Source organism: Bradyrhizobium sp. B039, assembly GCF_038965675.1.
Lineage (GTDB): Bacteria > Pseudomonadota > Alphaproteobacteria > Rhizobiales > Xanthobacteraceae > Bradyrhizobium > Bradyrhizobium diazoefficiens.
Window position 1 is genome coordinate 6,200,208 of the sequence record NZ_CP152416.1, and the last position, 14,160, is coordinate 6,214,367.

A 14,160-nucleotide genomic window follows, 5' to 3' on the forward strand; every position below is an offset into this window, starting at 1 on the left:
CTGACGCGCGGGCAGGCTTTGTCCTGCGCCGTCAATGGACTACGGATGGCCCAGTTTCCAAAGAAAATCACCGACGATCCCTATACGGCCGCGGTCCTGATTCGCCGCCTGGTCACGGAACAGGGGATCGTCTATTGGCGGCGTTACCTTGCCGCCTTCGCGCTGATGGCGCTTGCCGCCGGATCGACCGCGGGCGCGACCTACGTGCTCGGCCAGGTCATCAACCAGGCCTATGTCGACAAGAACATCCCGGGCATCGCGATGTTCTCGGGCATCACGGTGATCCTGCTGTTCATCAAGGGCGTGGCGACCTACGGCCACATGGTGATCCTGACCAAGATCTCCAACGCGATCCTCGCCACCAATCAGCGCCAGCTGTTCGCCAAGCTGATGCGCGAGAGCATCGGTTTCTTCTCCGAGCGGCACTCCTCGGAATTCCTGGCGCGGCTGACGGCTGGCGCCAAGTCCATCACCGACGTGCTCAACATGCTGGTCAACGCCATCGGGCGCGACTTGCTGATGCTGCTCGCAATGATCAGCGTGATGGTTTGGCAGGACCCGCTGATGTCGTTCATCGGCCTCGTTGCGGTGCCGCCGGCGATGCTGGTGCTGCGCAAGCTGGTCAAGCGCATCAAGGGCCTCGCCTTCAACCAGTTCACCGGCACCGCCGACATCATGGAGACGATGCAGGAATCGCTGCAGGGCATCCGCACCGTCAAGGCGTTCACGCTCGAAGAGACCATGCAGAAGCGCATCGACGAGAACATCGCGATCGTCGAGCGCAACGCCAACAAGATGGCCCGCGTCGCCAACCGGTCGAATCCGCTGATGGAGATGCTCGGCGGCTTCGCGGTCGCCGGCTGCTTGCTCTATGGCGGCTACAGCGTGGTCGCGCTCAACGCCACGCCCGGCGCGTTCTTCTCCTTTATGACCGCCTTCCTGATGGCGACCGAGCCGGCCAAGCGGCTGGCGCGGCTCAACATCGACCTCAACAGCCAGCTCGTCGGCGCGCGCATGCTGCTGGAGGTCGTCGACAGCCCGGCGAGCGAGCACTCCGACGACGACAAGCCTGCGCTGAAGCTGTCGGACGCGCGGATCGAGCTGCGCGACGTCAGCTTTTCTTATCGCGCTGGCGAGACCGTCCTCAACCGCATGAGCTTCACCGCCGAGCCCGGCAAGGTCACCGCGCTGGTCGGCCCCTCCGGCGGCGGCAAGTCGACCGTGCTGGGGCTGCTGTTGCGCTTCTACGAGGTGACGCAGGGCGACATCGTCATCGACGGCCAGTCGATCGGCGCGGTTTCGCGCAAGTCGCTGCGGGCTCAGACCGCCTATGTCGGCCAGGACGTCTACCTGTTCCGCGACACCATCCGCAACAACATCGCCTTCGGCAAGCCGGGCGCGACCGAAGACCAGATCATCGATGCCGCGAAAGCGGCCTGCGCGCATGATTTCATCATGAGCTTCCCGCTCGGCTACGACACGCCGGTAGGCGAGCACGGCACGCAGCTTTCGGGCGGTCAGCGCCAGCGCATCGCGGTCGCGCGCGCGCTGGTCAAGAACGCACCGATCATCCTGCTGGACGAAGCCACCGCCGCGCTCGACTCCGAGTCCGAGAAGCAGGTGCAGGAGGCGATCGAGCATCTCTGCCGGAACCGCACCACCATCGTGATCGCGCACCGCCTGCACACCATCATGCATGCCGATGCGATCCTGGTGGTCGAGGGCGGCGAGATCGTCGAGCGGGGCCGGCACGACGAGTTGCTGCGCCGCTCGGGCCGCTACGCCTCGTTCTTCCGGTTGCAACATCACGACGCCGGCACTCTGGCGCCGGTCAGCGCAACCGCATAGAATTCCTTCACCCCAAGAGCAGCGAGACCGCTTCATGAACGCCGCCTCCTACGTCATCCCGCTTCCGCCCCAGGCTTCGCTTCCCGTCGTCGGTGAAAGCGGCCGCTATCCGGTGCGCCGCATCTGGTGCGTCGGCCGCAACTATCTCGAGCACATCCGCGAGATGGGCAATGACGAGCGCGCGCCGCCGTTCTTCTTCGCCAAGCACGCCGACATGCTGGTGCCCGATGGCGCCACCATCCCCTATCCGCCGCTGACCAAGGACCTGCATCACGAGGTCGAACTGATCGTCGCGATGAAGAGCGGCGGGCTGAACATTCCCGCCGACAAGGCGCTCGACCATGTCTACGGCTACGCCGTCGGCATCGACCTCACCCGCCGCGACCTCCAGATCGCCTCGCGCAAGAAGGAGCGTCCGTGGGAGATCGGCAAGTCGTTCGACTATTCCGCGCCCTGCGCCGCCGTGCAGCCGGCCGCGAAGATCGGCCATCCCGCCAAGGGCAAGATCTGGCTCACGGTCAACGGCAAGGAGGCGCAGAAGGGCGACCTCAGCGAGCTGATCTGGAACGTGCCTGAAATCATCTGGCAGCTCTCGCAGCAGGTGAAGCTCGCCGCCGGCGACATCATCATGACGGGCACGCCGGCCGGCGTGTCCCAGCTCCAGCCCGGCGACAAGCTCGAATGCGGCGTCGACGGCGTCGGCACCCTGAAGGTCTCGATCGGTCAGCCGGAATAGGCTGCACGACATCTCGAATCGAAAGGCCCCGGACATGTCCGGGGCCTTTTCTGTTCGGATCGCATCTATCGGGCCTTCACCGGCCGATTGGCGTGGCTCACCTGCGGCACACCGCGATTGAGCGACATGTGGGAATGCACGCACAGCCAGCCGTCGGCGGTTTTGGAGAACACCATCGTCGCCCGGCCCGGACGCGGAAACGCGCTGCCGTCGGGATGATAGCCCGTGCTCGTCCACGGCGCGATCACGGTTGCCATCGCGCCGTCGGGGGATGCCAGAACCGAAGTCTGCTCGAGCACGAAACGGAAGTCGGCCGTCTTCGGCCAGACGTTGTCCCATTGCGTTGAGACCCATTGGTCGAGGCCCGGGATGACATCGTTGTGCGTGCCGAAAGCAAGCACCTCGGGATGAAACAGCGGCCTCGCCGAAGCGTAGTCGACCTCGCGGACATAGCCCGCGAAGGTTTCCAGCCACTGGCGGAAGAATTGCACTATCTCGGTGTTCGCGGTCGGCAAGGGGACCATTCGCACCTCGGTTTACCGCAACGCTGACATCACGATCAGACCGAGGATCAGCGCCGTCAGCGAGTATTTCAGCGTGTAGTAGACGTTGCGGTTCCACTCCTTGACCTTGCGGCTGGCGAGATGGATCTCGTAAAGCTTGCCGAACACCTTGTTGAGCACGCCGACGCTTTCGCCGTCGACGTTCTGGGTCGCCGACGCCTTGACGATGTGATGGCTGACCCAGCGGTTGATCGCGGTCATGAAGCCGAACTTCATCGGGCGCTCGACGTCGCAGAACAGGATGATGCGATTGACGTCGGTCGCGTTCTCCGCGCTGTGGATGAAGGTCTCGTCGAACATGAAGGCCTCGCCGTCGCGCCAGACGCATTCGACGCCGTCGACCAGGATGCGGCACTTGTTCGAGTTCGGCGTGACGAGGCCGAGGTGATAGCGCAGCGAGCCGGCAAAGGGATCGCGGTGCGCGCCCAGCCTGCCGCCGGGCGGTAGCATCGCGAACATCGCGCCGTGCACGCTCGGAATCGAATTGAGCAGCTCCACCGTCTTCGGGCACAGCGTGCGCGCCGACGGCAGGAAGTCGTCGTACCATTTCAGGTAAAACCGCTTCCAGCCGCTCTTGAAGAACGAGTAGAAGCCCCAGTCGTTGTTCTTGGCGGCTGCGCGGATGAAGCCTTCGTCGAACAGGCGCACGGCCTCGTCGCGGATGGTCTCCCAATTCTCGCTGAGCGGCTTGAGTTCGGGAAACTGCTCGACCGGGATCACCGGCTTGTTCGGCACCGCCGAGCCCGCATACATCAGCACATTGTAGGGGGCGAGATAGGTCGAGTGATCGCCAAGCTGGCGCGCGAAGCGCAGCCGTTGCTTGCCGCGGAAGTGAACGTAGATTGTCGATGCCGCGAGTACATACAGAATGACGAGTTGCGGCGCAAAAAGCTGTTTCAGCATTTCCCCAGTTCCCGAGTGACCCAGCCGGGGACGTGATCTACTCCGAGCCGGCCCGAGCGGCAAGATATTCGCCGGTAGGTTGCAATCACGCTGGGGAGAGCGCGGGTACGGAACCTGGGGCTGAAACCGGCCGAAACGAGTCGAATTACGCCCGCGCCAGTGCCTGGAGACCCTTGAAGGTCAGGCGCTTGGGGTCGGTTACGCCGGCGAGATAGAGCCGGCGGATGAACGCGATGACGGCGTCGCGGTCGCAATCGGTCAGCGCGACGACGGCGTCGACCGCGATCTTCTGGGCTTCCATTGGGCTCACCTCGGCCTTGCGAGTAACCCCGGCCGAGACAGGCTAGGACTCATCCGTTAAATCCGCGTTAACCGTCAGGGCAGCATCGCCGATTCAGCCCGGCAGCCGTATACGCAAAACAACGCATTGCCGGGCGCGCGGCGGCTCAGCGCGCATTGATGCTCTTCTTCAGCAACGCGAACTGCTTCTTCAGCCGAGGCACGGCAAAGTCGGTGAACGCCCGCACCTTGGGCACCGAGAGCCGCCCCTGCGGGCAGATCAAATGCGCGGGCATCTCCGGATCCTGGTCGGCGGCCAGTACGATCTCGAGCTCGCCGCGCGCGACCTGCTCGGCGACCTGGTACGAATACATCCGCGCGACGCCGCGCCCGGCGACCGCGGACGCCACGGCCGCATAGGTGCTGTTGACGACGAGCCGCGGCGTGAATTGAACCGTGCGGGCTGCCGACGAGCCCGCCTGTGGCGCGAAGGTCCAGGAATTGGGCAGATGCGCCATCGCCACGATCTGATGCTTGGCGAGATCGCCGGGCTCGGTGATGCGCGGATGCTGCTTCAGATAGCGGGGAGCAGCCACCACGACACGGCTGATCTCGCCGATCCGCATCGCCACCATCGCCGAATCCGCGAGATGGCCAATGCGAAGCGCGATGTCGACGCCCTCCTCGATCAGGTTGACCGCGCGGTCGAACAGCAGGAGCTTTGCCGACACGGTCGGATAGGCGTCGAGAAACGCATCGAGGATCGGCCGCAGCACCATCTCCCCCGAGACCACCGGCGCCGTGATCGTGAGCAGGCCACGAGGCGCCGCGCGCGGTCCGGCCGCGATGTCGTCGGCCTCCTCCAGCTCGGTGAGCACGCGGCGGCAGATCGCGACATAGCGCTCGCCTTCCTCGCTCAGCTTGATCGACCGCGTCGTCCGGTGCAGCAGCTCGGCGCCGACCCGCTCCTCCAGGAAGGCGATGGCACGGCTGACCGCCGCCGGCGAGCGGCCGAGCTTGCGCCCGGCGGCGGCGAGGCTGCCCTCGTCCACCGCAAGGACGAACACCTTCATCGCATCCAGACGATCCATACGCTTCCCGCCACACCATCAAATTCCGGTGACAAGCTAGGCGTTCGCCCGTGCCGCGACAACCGCCGCCGCGGCCGATCCGGCATTCGTTCGCGCCGCGTAACAGTGTCTGCCGGACAACGTGTATTCGCAGCCGGGCCGCCGCGGCGTACCTCAGCGCGCAAGCCAGCAGCCGCTGGCGCAGGTTCTGAAACCCAACAACAGGAGTCCGTCATGGGTATCGAGCAGAAGGTCGCCATAATCACCGGTGCATCGCAGGGCATCGGCGCCGCCCTGGTCCAGGGTTTTCGCGATCGCAATTATCGCGTCGTTGCAACGGCGCGCTCCATCAAGCCGTCGGGCGACGACGACGTCCTCGCCGTTCCCGGCGACATCGCCGACCGGGCCACCGCCGAACGCGTGGTTTCGCAAGCCGTCGCCCGCTTCGGCCGCGTCGACACGCTGGTCAACAATGCCGGCATCTTCGTCGCAAAGCCGTTCACGCAGTACACCGCCGAGGACTACGCGGCGGTGATGGGCACCAACGTCGCCGGGTTCTTCAATATCACGCAGCTCGCCATCGCCGAGATGGAGAAGCAGGGTTCTGGCCACGTCGTGCAGATCACGACGACCCTGGTCGATCACGCCAATTCGAACGTGCCCTCGGTGCTGGCTTCGCTGAGCAAGGGCGGGCTGAACGCCGCGACCAAGTCGCTTGCGATCGAATACGCCAGGCGCGGCATCCGCGTGAACGCAGTGGCGCCCGGCGTCATCAGGTCGCCGATGCATCCGGTTTCGACGCATGCCGAGCTCAGCGCGCTGCATCCGGTCGGCCACATGGGCGAGATGTCCGACATCGTCGATGCCGTGCTCTATCTCGAGGGTGCGTCCTTCGTCACCGGCGAGATCCTGCATGTCGACGGCGGCCAGAGCGCCGGCCACTGAGCGCGAGAGGAGAGACACCATGCCCATCGTCACCATTCAAGTGACCCGCGAAGGAACGACGCCGGGCGCGGCGTCGCTCACGGCGGAAGAGAAGGCCGCGCTGATCAAGGGATCGAGCCAGCTCCTGCTCGACGTGCTCGGCAAGCCGCTCGATTCCACCTTCGTCGTGATCGAGGAAGTCGACACCGACAATTGGGGCTGGGGCGGCCTGCCCGTGCCGGAATTCCGGCGTCGCCGCGCCGCCCAGACAGGATGATCCGCGCGCGATCGAGCACGCAGGAGGATGACATGACCAACGCAGACACGAAGCAGCACGCCCAGACCCGGCCGCATCAGCGGCCGGGATCGGAATCACCGCAGATTTGGCGATATGCGGTGGCGGGCTTGTCCGCCTCGCTGGTCGGACTTGGCCTCGCCCGCTTCTCCTATACACGCCTCTGATCCCGGCGCTGATCGCGGCAAAGTGGTTCAGCGCGTCGAATGTCGTCTATCTCGGCGCGGCGAATCTTGCCGGTTACCTTGCGGGCGCACTCGCGGCCCGGGCCGTCGCCGCCCACGTCGGCGCAGTCCGCGCGTTGCGTGCGATGATGCTGCTCGCCACGCTCTCTTTCTTTGCCAGTTCAGCCCCGGTGTCGTTCTCCTGGTTCTTCGCCTGGCGTTTCCTGTCGGGTCTCACCTGCGGCGTCATCATGGTGCTGGCGGCGTCCGTCATCCTGCCGCACATTTCGGCCGCGAGGCGCGGCATCGTCGGCGGCGTGATCTTTGCGGGCGTTGGCCTTGGCGTCGCCGCGTCGGGCACGCTGGTGCCGCTGCTGCTGCAACAAGGCTTGCAGCAGAGCTGGTATGGTCTTGGCGCCCTCTCCGCCCTGCTCACCCTCGCAAGCTGGTGGAACTGGCCTGCGGAAACGAAGGCTGATGCTGCGCCTTTGCATCACGCGAAGCACCACCATGCATCGACGGCGGCCCGCGCGCTGCTGGTCCAATACGGCCTCAACGCGGTGGCGCTGGTGCCGCACATGGTGTTCATCGTCGATTTCGTGGCGCGCGGGCTCGGCCAGGGCATTCCCGCGGGATCGCGGTACTGGGTGCTGTATGGTCTCGGCGCGATCGTCGGCCCGCTCGTCACCGGCCATCTTGGCGACCGGTCAGGCTTCGGTCCGGCGCTACGAGCAGCCTTCCTGATCGAGGCGGCGGCCGTGCTGCTGCCGACCGTCAGCACCGCGCCGGTTTCGCTGATCGTGTCGAGCGTCGTGGTCGGCGGCTTCACGCCCGGCATCGTGCCGCTGGTGCTCGGACGAATCCACGAGCTAGTCCCGCACGCAACCGAGCAGCAGCGCGCGACATGGAGCCATGCCACCACCAGCTTTGCGCTGTTCCAGGCGGCCGCGGCTTACGGCTTCTCCTGGATCTATGCGCAGACCGGGGGCGACTATCTCGTGCTGTTCGGTTTAGGCGGCGGCGCAGCGGTCCTGGCGCTCGCGATTGATCTCGGCCTCGCACTGATCGTCCCGCGCAGATCCTGAGCGCGATGACGGCAGGCGAGCGGTGCTACCCGGCACCGGGCTTTGTCATGATTTGAGCAAGCGATCGCAGCAGCTCGGTTTGCTTCAGGACCAACTCACATTGCTGTCGCGCATGCGTGCTCGACAGCTCAACCAACTCCGCCAGGGTTCTCGCACGGCCCAACTCCCGCGCATACTCCAAGGTCGCGCCCGCATTGACTTTCATCAGTTCGAGCACGACGACGCGACACTCAGCCGCCGTTCCAATTGCCTCGATGAGGTGGCCTTCTCCGGCGGCGATTCCATTGGCCTCCGATGCCACATCGGCCAGCCGTGGCTTGGCGAGGTCCCTGGCATAATCCAGCGCAGCGTGAGCACCAGTCTTCATGCCGTCCAAAGCACGCGCCTGACAATCCTTGGCGATGTCCACCATGAGATCAATGGTGGTAGTGCCCGGAGGTTCAGGTCTTGCAGCGATGACGCCGGCCGCTTCTTGTACCGGAACAGTCATCGGAGCGGGCGCAGCTTGCGCGATCTGCGGCGCATCTTGCAGGACGGCGGAGACCGAGCCCGGCGGCATCGCCAAGCCCTCGTCGACGGCGCGGCTCACTTCGGCCGCCAGCTCCACCAGCGAGCGACGCCCGGCGCGTGCAACGTCAGCAGGCTGTCTTGAGCGCGGCTTGCCCATGATCATTCGACTCCACGATAAGGCGCTCCGAGATCCAACCCCACAGGGCCGCAATTTCCTCCGAGGCTTTTCCCTCCGGCGCGTACTCGGTTACGCCCAGCCCTGCCCCGAGCGCATCCTGGTGGTCGTTGCGCTGCCCAATGAAGGGGAGCGCAAGCAAGCCGAGCGAGTTGAGCGACGTGGCAGCTTCGCTCAACCGGCCTCCCCGTGTGGGCGCCTGATTGAGGATGAAGGCAAACCGGCGATCGAGCCTGCGGGTAGCGATCAGCGTTGGTATTGCGGCTTCGATATCGGCCGGGCTCGGACGAGCCGGGATGAGACAAAGATCGGCACTGGCAATGGCGCGCGTCGCCAAGGCATTGTTCGTGGCAGCTGTGTCGATGATTGCGAGCCAAACCCCTTCGGCCTTGAGGCGGGATATCACCGGCTCGATTTCGCTGGGATCGGTGACGCAATCGACGCGAGGATAGGGCTTCTCACGGCGCCCTTTCCATCTCGAGATCGTACCTTGCGCATCCGCCTCAATGAGAGCGACGCGCTCGCCGCGCTGCATCGCTGCCACCGCCAGCCCAACGGACAGCGTACTCTTGCCGCTTCCGCCTTTCTGCGTGACCAGAGCAAGGATGTACATGTTCCGCGTTCTCCTCAGGACGGCAACAACGTGGAACTCAGACACCGCCGGAAATAAACTTCTTGCAGCGCAAAAATTCTACCCCAAGTCGCGATTCGTCTCAAGCGATCGCGAGCCTCTCCCGGTAATTTACGTAGCAAGATCAGGAGTATTGCATCACACCGTCGTCGATCCGGCCGAAGCGCAAGGAGACGATGTCGAGGGCATAGTTCTGGTACAGCCGCCACGGCTGCTTCGAGCCCTGCTTCGGCATCTTGGCGACCGAGCGCTGCACGTAACCCGAGGTGAAATCGAGCGACGGCTGCGCGGTGATCGTCGGATCGTCATTGTGCGGCATGCACTGGCGGAAATTGTGCCGGGCCATGTAGTTGATGAGCCGGCAGACATATTCGCAGGTGAGATCGCATTTCAGCGTCCAGGACGCGTTGGTGTAGCCGAAAGCCGACGCCATGTTGGGCACGTCGGCATACATCATGCCCTTGTAAGTCAGCGTATTGGCGAAATCGACAGCGCGGCCGTCGACGCTGATCTCGAGACCGCCGACGACCTGGAGCACCAGCCCCGTCGCGGTGACGATGATATCGGCCGCGAGCTCCCGGCCGTCCTTCAGGCGGATCCCGTCGCGGGTAAAATTGTCGATCTCGCTCGTGACGACGGAAGCCCGCTGCTCGCGGATCGCCTTGAACAGGTCGCCATCCGGCACGAGGCACAGCCGCTGGTCCCAGGGATTGTAGCGCGGCGTGAAATGGGTCGCGACGTCGTAGCCCGGGCCGAGCGCCATCTGCACGCCTTTGAGAATGAGGTCCTTCACCTTCGCGGGCCTGCGCCGGCTGAGCTGGAAGAAGAACATCCCCCACATCACGTTGCGCCAGCGGATCAGATGATAGGCAAGCCGCGCCGGCAGGTTGCGGCGCAATTTGTTGGCGACGGGGTCCTGCGCCGGACGCGACACCACATAGGTCGGCGAACGCTGGAGCATGGTGACCTGCGCCGCCTTCTTGGCGAGCTCCGGCACCAGCGTCACCGCGGTCGCGCCCGAGCCGATCACGACGACGCGCTTGCCGGCGTAGTCGATGTCCTCGGTCCATTTCTGCGGATGCACGATGCGGCCGGCGAAATCCGCCGCGCCCTTGAACTCCGGCGTATAGCCCGCCTCGTATTTGTAATAGCCCGAGCACATGAACAGGAAATTGCAGGTGAAGCGCACGACCTCGGTCGCGCCCTCGCCCGTGATGCGCTCGGCCTCCACGGTCCAGCGCGCATCCGACGTCGACCACGCCGCACGCTTGACGCGATGGCGGAAGCGGATGTGCTTCGCGATGCCGTTCTCGGCCGCGGTTTCGCGCACATAGTTCAGGATCTGCGGCCCGTCGGCGATCGCCTTCGGATCAGTCCAAGGCTTGAACGAATAGCCGAGCGTGAACATGTCGCTGTCCGAACGGATGCCGGGATAGCGGAACAGATCCCAGGTGCCGCCGATGCAGTCGCGGCCCTCGAGAATGACGTAGCTCTTGCCCGGGCACTTCGCCTGAAGATGATAGCCCGCGCCGATGCCGGACAGGCCGGCACCGACGATCAGCACGTCGACACGTTCTTTGGCTTCGGCCATCGCGTTTCTCCCTCCACACAGGATGGGCGGCGCCGCGCCGAATTGCAACCGTCAGGTCGCTGCGGCGACTACGCAGGCCGTATCGAAATACTCGTAGAATTCGATCGCCTTGCCGTCCTTGAAGCGCCAGAAATCGAGCTTGGGCGTTTCGGCGAGTTTTCCGGTCCGCTTGTTGATCCAGGCGCAGGAGCCTCGCGCGACGACCGCGTCGCCCTGCGCCACGTATTCATTTATCGTGTAATGCTGCATGCTCCACTCGGACAGCAGCGTGTCGAAATAATCGCGGAGCTTCACGCTGTCGTGGTATTCCGTGGCAAATGCCAGCGGCTCGACGCCGCGCGGGATCGAGGCAAAGTTGATCTTCGGAGCAACGACGACGTCGAACCAATGGTCGACGCTACCTCCCTTGCTCTCGTTCCACCGGTGATAGGCGTCCTGCAAGATCTTGACGTTAGCGGCCTCGTTGGACATCGCACTTCCTCCACAATGCTTTCGGTGTCAGACAATATGTGCCGGGCAATGGGCCGCCCGCTGCGAAGGTGGCAGGCTTTTTCTGGCTCTACCTGAGAGCGTATCAGACGGGTGGGCAACAAAAAAGCCCCGGATCGCTCCGGGGCTTTGATGTTTCGATGAGGCTGGCTCAGTAGCGGTAGTGATCGCTCTTGTAAGGGCCTTCCTGCTTCACGCCGATATAGTCGGCCTGGTCCTTGCGCAGCTCGGTGAGCTTGACGCCGATCTTGGCGAGGTGGAGGCGCGCGACCTTCTCGTCGAGGGTCTTCGGCAGCACGTAGACTTCCTTCTTGTACTTGCCGTCCTTGTTGTTGGCGAACAGCTCGATCTGCGCCAGCGTCTGGTTGGTGAAGGACGCCGACATCACGAAGGACGGATGACCCATCGCGTTGCCGAGGTTCACGAGGCGCCCCTCCGACAGCATGATGATGCGGTGCTTGTCGGGGAATTCGATCTCGTCGACCTGCGGCTTGATGTTGGTCCACTTCAGGTTACGCAGACCCGCGATCTGGATCTCGTTGTCAAAGTGGCCGATGTTGCAGACGATGGCGCGATCCTTCATCGCGCGCATGTGCTCGATGGTGATGATGTCCTTGTTGCCGGTCGCGGTGACGAAGATGTCGGCGCGCGGGGCGGCGTCCTCCATGGTCACGACCTCGTAGCCTTCCATCGCGGCCTGGAGCGCGCAGATCGGATCGACTTCGGAGACCATCACGCGGCAGCCGGCCTGGCGCAGCGAGGCGGCCGAGCCCTTGCCGACGTCGCCGAAGCCCGCGACCATCGCGACCTTGCCCGACATCATCACGTCGGTGCCGCGGCGGATGCCGTCGACCAGCGATTCACGGCAGCCATAGAGGTTGTCGAACTTGGACTTGGTGACGCTGTCGTTGACGTTGATCGCCGGCCACAGCAGCGTGCCGGCCTTCTGCATGTCATAGAGACGATGCACGCCCGTGGTGGTCTCTTCGGAAACGCCCTTGATGCTCTTGGCGATCTCGGCGAAGTAGCCCTTCGGCTTTTCCTTGAGCTGCTTCTTCAGAAGCGCGAAGAAGACTTCCTCTTCCTCGGAGCCGGGCTTGTCGAGGAAGGCGGTGTCGCCGTTCTCGGCACGCAGACCGAGATGGACGTACATGGTGGCATCACCGCCGTCATCGAGGATCATGTTCGGATGACCGCCGCCGTGCCAGTCGAACAGCTTGGCGGTGTAGTCCCAGTATTCGGTCAGCGTCTCGCCCTTGACGGCGAAGACGGGAATGCCAGCGGCCGCGATCGCGGCGGCAGCGTGGTCCTGCGTCGAATAGATGTTGCAGGAGACCCAGCGAATGTCGGCGCCGAGTGCTGCCAGCGTCTCGATCAGCACCCCGGTCTGGATCGTCATGTGCAGCGAGCCGGCGATGCGCGCGCCCTTCAGCGGCTGCTTCGGGCCGAACTCCTCGCGGGTGGCCATCAGGCCGGGCATCTCGGTCTCGGCGAGCGAGAGTTCCTTGCGGCCGAAATCGGCGAGCGAAATGTCCTTGACGATGTAATCGGTGAAGCCGGGCTTCGCGTTCATAGGGGGTTCCTGTTTGTTTGACTCGTCATTCCGGGGCGCTCGCGAAAAGAGCGAACCCGGAATCCGGAGGATCGAGATTCCGGGTTCGCCGCTGTCGCGGCGCCCCGGAATGACGCAAGTGAACTAGAGCGCGCGCTTCAGCTGCTCGACGAGATCGGTCTTCTCCCAGGAGAAGCCGCCCTCGTTGTCGGGCGTGCGGCCGAAATGGCCGTAGGCCGAGGTGCGCGCGTAGATCGGGCGGTTGAGGTCGAGATGGCTGCGGATGCCGCGGGGCGTGAGATCCATCGCCTGCGCCGCCGCCTTCTCGAGCTGTTCCTCCGGCACTTTGCCGGTGCCGTGGGTGTCGATGTAGATCGACAGCGGCCGCGCCACGCCGATGGCATATGCAAGCTGCAGCGTGCAGCGGTCGGCAAGACCGGCGGCAACGATGTTCTTGGCGACGTAGCGCGCGGCGTAGGCCGCAGAACGGTCGACCTTGGTCGGATCCTTGCCGGAGAACGCACCGCCGCCATGCGGGGCCGCGCCACCATAGGTGTCGACGATGATCTTGCGGCCGGTCAGGCCGGCGTCGCCGTCGGGACCGCCGATGTAGAACTTGCCGGTCGGGTTGATGTGCCAGATGGTCTTCGGCGTGATCCAGTCCTTCGGCAGCGCCTCGCGCACATAGGGCTCGACGATGTCGCGCACCTGGCTGGAGGTGAGGTCCGGCACCAGATGCTGGTGGGAGACCACGATCTCGCGCACGCCAACCGGCTTGCCGTTCTCGTACTGCACGGTGACCTGGCTCTTGGAATCCGGGCCCAGCACCTTCTCGCGGCCGGAGTGGCGCGCTTCGGAGATGAGGCGCAGGATCTTGTGGGCGTAGAAGATCGGCGCCGGCATCAAGTCAGGCGTCTCGTTGGTGGCGTAACCGAACATGATGCCCTGGTCGCCCGCGCCTTCTTCCTTGACCTCACCCGGCTGAAGCGCATCGACGCCCTGGGCGATGTCGGCCGACTGCGGATGCAGCAGAATCTCGATGTCGCAGGTCTTCCAGTGGAAACCTTCCTGCTCGTAGCCGATGTCCTTGATCGCGGCGCGCACGACGCCCTCGATCTGCTCGTTCGTGACGGACTTCGGGCCGCGGGTCTCGCCGGCGATCACGACCTTGTTGGTGGTCGCAAGCGTTTCGCAGGCGGCGCGGATTTGCCACGGGTCGATGCCGGCTTTCGGCCCCTCGCGGTAGAACAGATCGACGATTTCATCGGAGATCCGGTCGCAGACCTTGTCCGGATGGCCCTCGGACACGGACTCGCTGGTGAAGAGATAGGACGCGCGCATCAAG

14 protein-coding genes and 1 pseudogene are annotated in these 14,160 nt (G+C 64.5%); 5 read left to right on the plus strand and 10 right to left on the minus strand.

What is annotated here, in order from left to right:
• Nucleotides 1-45 precede the first annotated feature (45 nt).
• Nucleotides 46-1,848, plus strand: coding sequence for an ABC transporter ATP-binding protein (locus AAFG50_RS29515; RefSeq protein WP_028173209.1), 1,803 nt, complete (start codon nucleotides 46-48; stop codon nucleotides 1,846-1,848).
• Between the two features lie 34 nt (nucleotides 1,849-1,882).
• Complete coding sequence (locus AAFG50_RS29520) at nucleotides 1,883-2,584, plus strand: fumarylacetoacetate hydrolase family protein (protein ID WP_028173208.1); 702 nt, start codon at nucleotides 1,883-1,885, stop codon at nucleotides 2,582-2,584.
• Between the two features lie 65 nt (nucleotides 2,585-2,649).
• Here AAFG50_RS29520 and AAFG50_RS29525 read toward each other — a convergent pair whose 3' ends face one another.
• From AAFG50_RS29525 to AAFG50_RS29540, 4 genes are all read right to left on the minus strand, one after another.
• On the minus strand, nucleotides 2,650-3,108 hold the full coding sequence (locus AAFG50_RS29525) for a nuclear transport factor 2 family protein (RefSeq protein WP_028173207.1): 459 nt from the start codon (nucleotides 3,106-3,108) through the stop codon (nucleotides 2,650-2,652).
• Between the two features lie 12 nt (nucleotides 3,109-3,120).
• Nucleotides 3,121-4,050 carry an aspartyl/asparaginyl beta-hydroxylase domain-containing protein gene (locus tag AAFG50_RS29530; protein WP_028173206.1) on the minus strand — a complete coding sequence of 310 codons (930 nt, stop codon included), beginning with the start codon at nucleotides 4,048-4,050 and terminating at the stop codon, nucleotides 3,121-3,123.
• Nucleotides 4,051-4,195: 145 nt separating this feature from the next.
• Complete coding sequence (locus tag AAFG50_RS29535; protein WP_165448167.1) at nucleotides 4,196-4,351, minus strand: hypothetical protein; 156 nt, start codon at nucleotides 4,349-4,351, stop codon at nucleotides 4,196-4,198.
• A gap of 145 nt (nucleotides 4,352-4,496) precedes the next feature.
• On the minus strand, nucleotides 4,497-5,420 hold the full coding sequence (locus AAFG50_RS29540) for a LysR family transcriptional regulator (protein ID WP_028173205.1): 924 nt from the start codon (nucleotides 5,418-5,420) through the stop codon (nucleotides 4,497-4,499).
• 213 nt (nucleotides 5,421-5,633) lie between these two features.
• On the opposite strand from AAFG50_RS29540, the gene AAFG50_RS29545 reads away from it, so the two are divergent.
• From AAFG50_RS29545 to AAFG50_RS29555, 3 genes and pseudogenes are all read left to right on the plus strand, one after another.
• A complete protein-coding gene (locus AAFG50_RS29545) occupies nucleotides 5,634-6,344 on the plus strand; it encodes an SDR family oxidoreductase (protein ID WP_028173204.1) in 711 nt (236 codons plus the stop codon).
• Nucleotides 6,345-6,363: 19 nt separating this feature from the next.
• On the plus strand, nucleotides 6,364-6,600 hold the full coding sequence (locus AAFG50_RS29550; protein WP_028173203.1) for a 4-oxalocrotonate tautomerase family protein: 237 nt from the start codon (nucleotides 6,364-6,366) through the stop codon (nucleotides 6,598-6,600).
• A 32-nt stretch (nucleotides 6,601-6,632) separates the two neighbouring features.
• Nucleotides 6,633-7,867 (plus strand): annotated as a pseudogene (locus tag AAFG50_RS29555) (YbfB/YjiJ family MFS transporter).
• Between the two features lie 25 nt (nucleotides 7,868-7,892).
• Here AAFG50_RS29555 and AAFG50_RS29560 read toward each other — a convergent pair.
• The 6 genes from AAFG50_RS29560 to metK form a co-directional block, all read right to left on the minus strand.
• A complete protein-coding gene (locus AAFG50_RS29560) occupies nucleotides 7,893-8,540 on the minus strand; it encodes a phasin family protein (protein ID WP_028173202.1) in 648 nt (215 codons plus the stop codon).
• Nucleotides 8,503-9,165, minus strand: coding sequence for an AAA family ATPase (locus tag AAFG50_RS29565; protein WP_011088682.1), 663 nt, complete (start codon nucleotides 9,163-9,165; stop codon nucleotides 8,503-8,505). The genes AAFG50_RS29560 and AAFG50_RS29565 overlap by 38 nt, the downstream gene beginning before the upstream one ends.
• A 142-nt stretch (nucleotides 9,166-9,307) precedes the next feature.
• Nucleotides 9,308-10,774, minus strand: a complete 1,467-nt coding sequence (locus tag AAFG50_RS29570; protein ID WP_028173201.1) for an NAD(P)/FAD-dependent oxidoreductase — start codon at nucleotides 10,772-10,774, stop codon at nucleotides 9,308-9,310.
• Nucleotides 10,775-10,825: 51 nt separating this feature from the next.
• A complete protein-coding gene (locus AAFG50_RS29575) occupies nucleotides 10,826-11,245 on the minus strand; it encodes a nuclear transport factor 2 family protein (protein WP_011088684.1) in 420 nt (139 codons plus the stop codon).
• Nucleotides 11,246-11,414: 169 nt separating this feature from the next.
• Nucleotides 11,415-12,836: an adenosylhomocysteinase gene (ahcY, locus tag AAFG50_RS29580; protein WP_011088685.1), complete on the minus strand. Its 1,422-nt coding sequence runs from the start codon at nucleotides 12,834-12,836 to the stop codon at nucleotides 11,415-11,417.
• Between the two features lie 123 nt (nucleotides 12,837-12,959).
• The gene (gene metK / locus AAFG50_RS29585; protein ID WP_011088686.1) at nucleotides 12,960-14,156 is read right to left on the minus strand and encodes a methionine adenosyltransferase; all 1,197 of its coding nucleotides are present in this window, start codon (nucleotides 14,154-14,156) and stop codon (nucleotides 12,960-12,962) included.
• Between the last annotated feature and the right edge of the window lie 4 nt (nucleotides 14,157-14,160).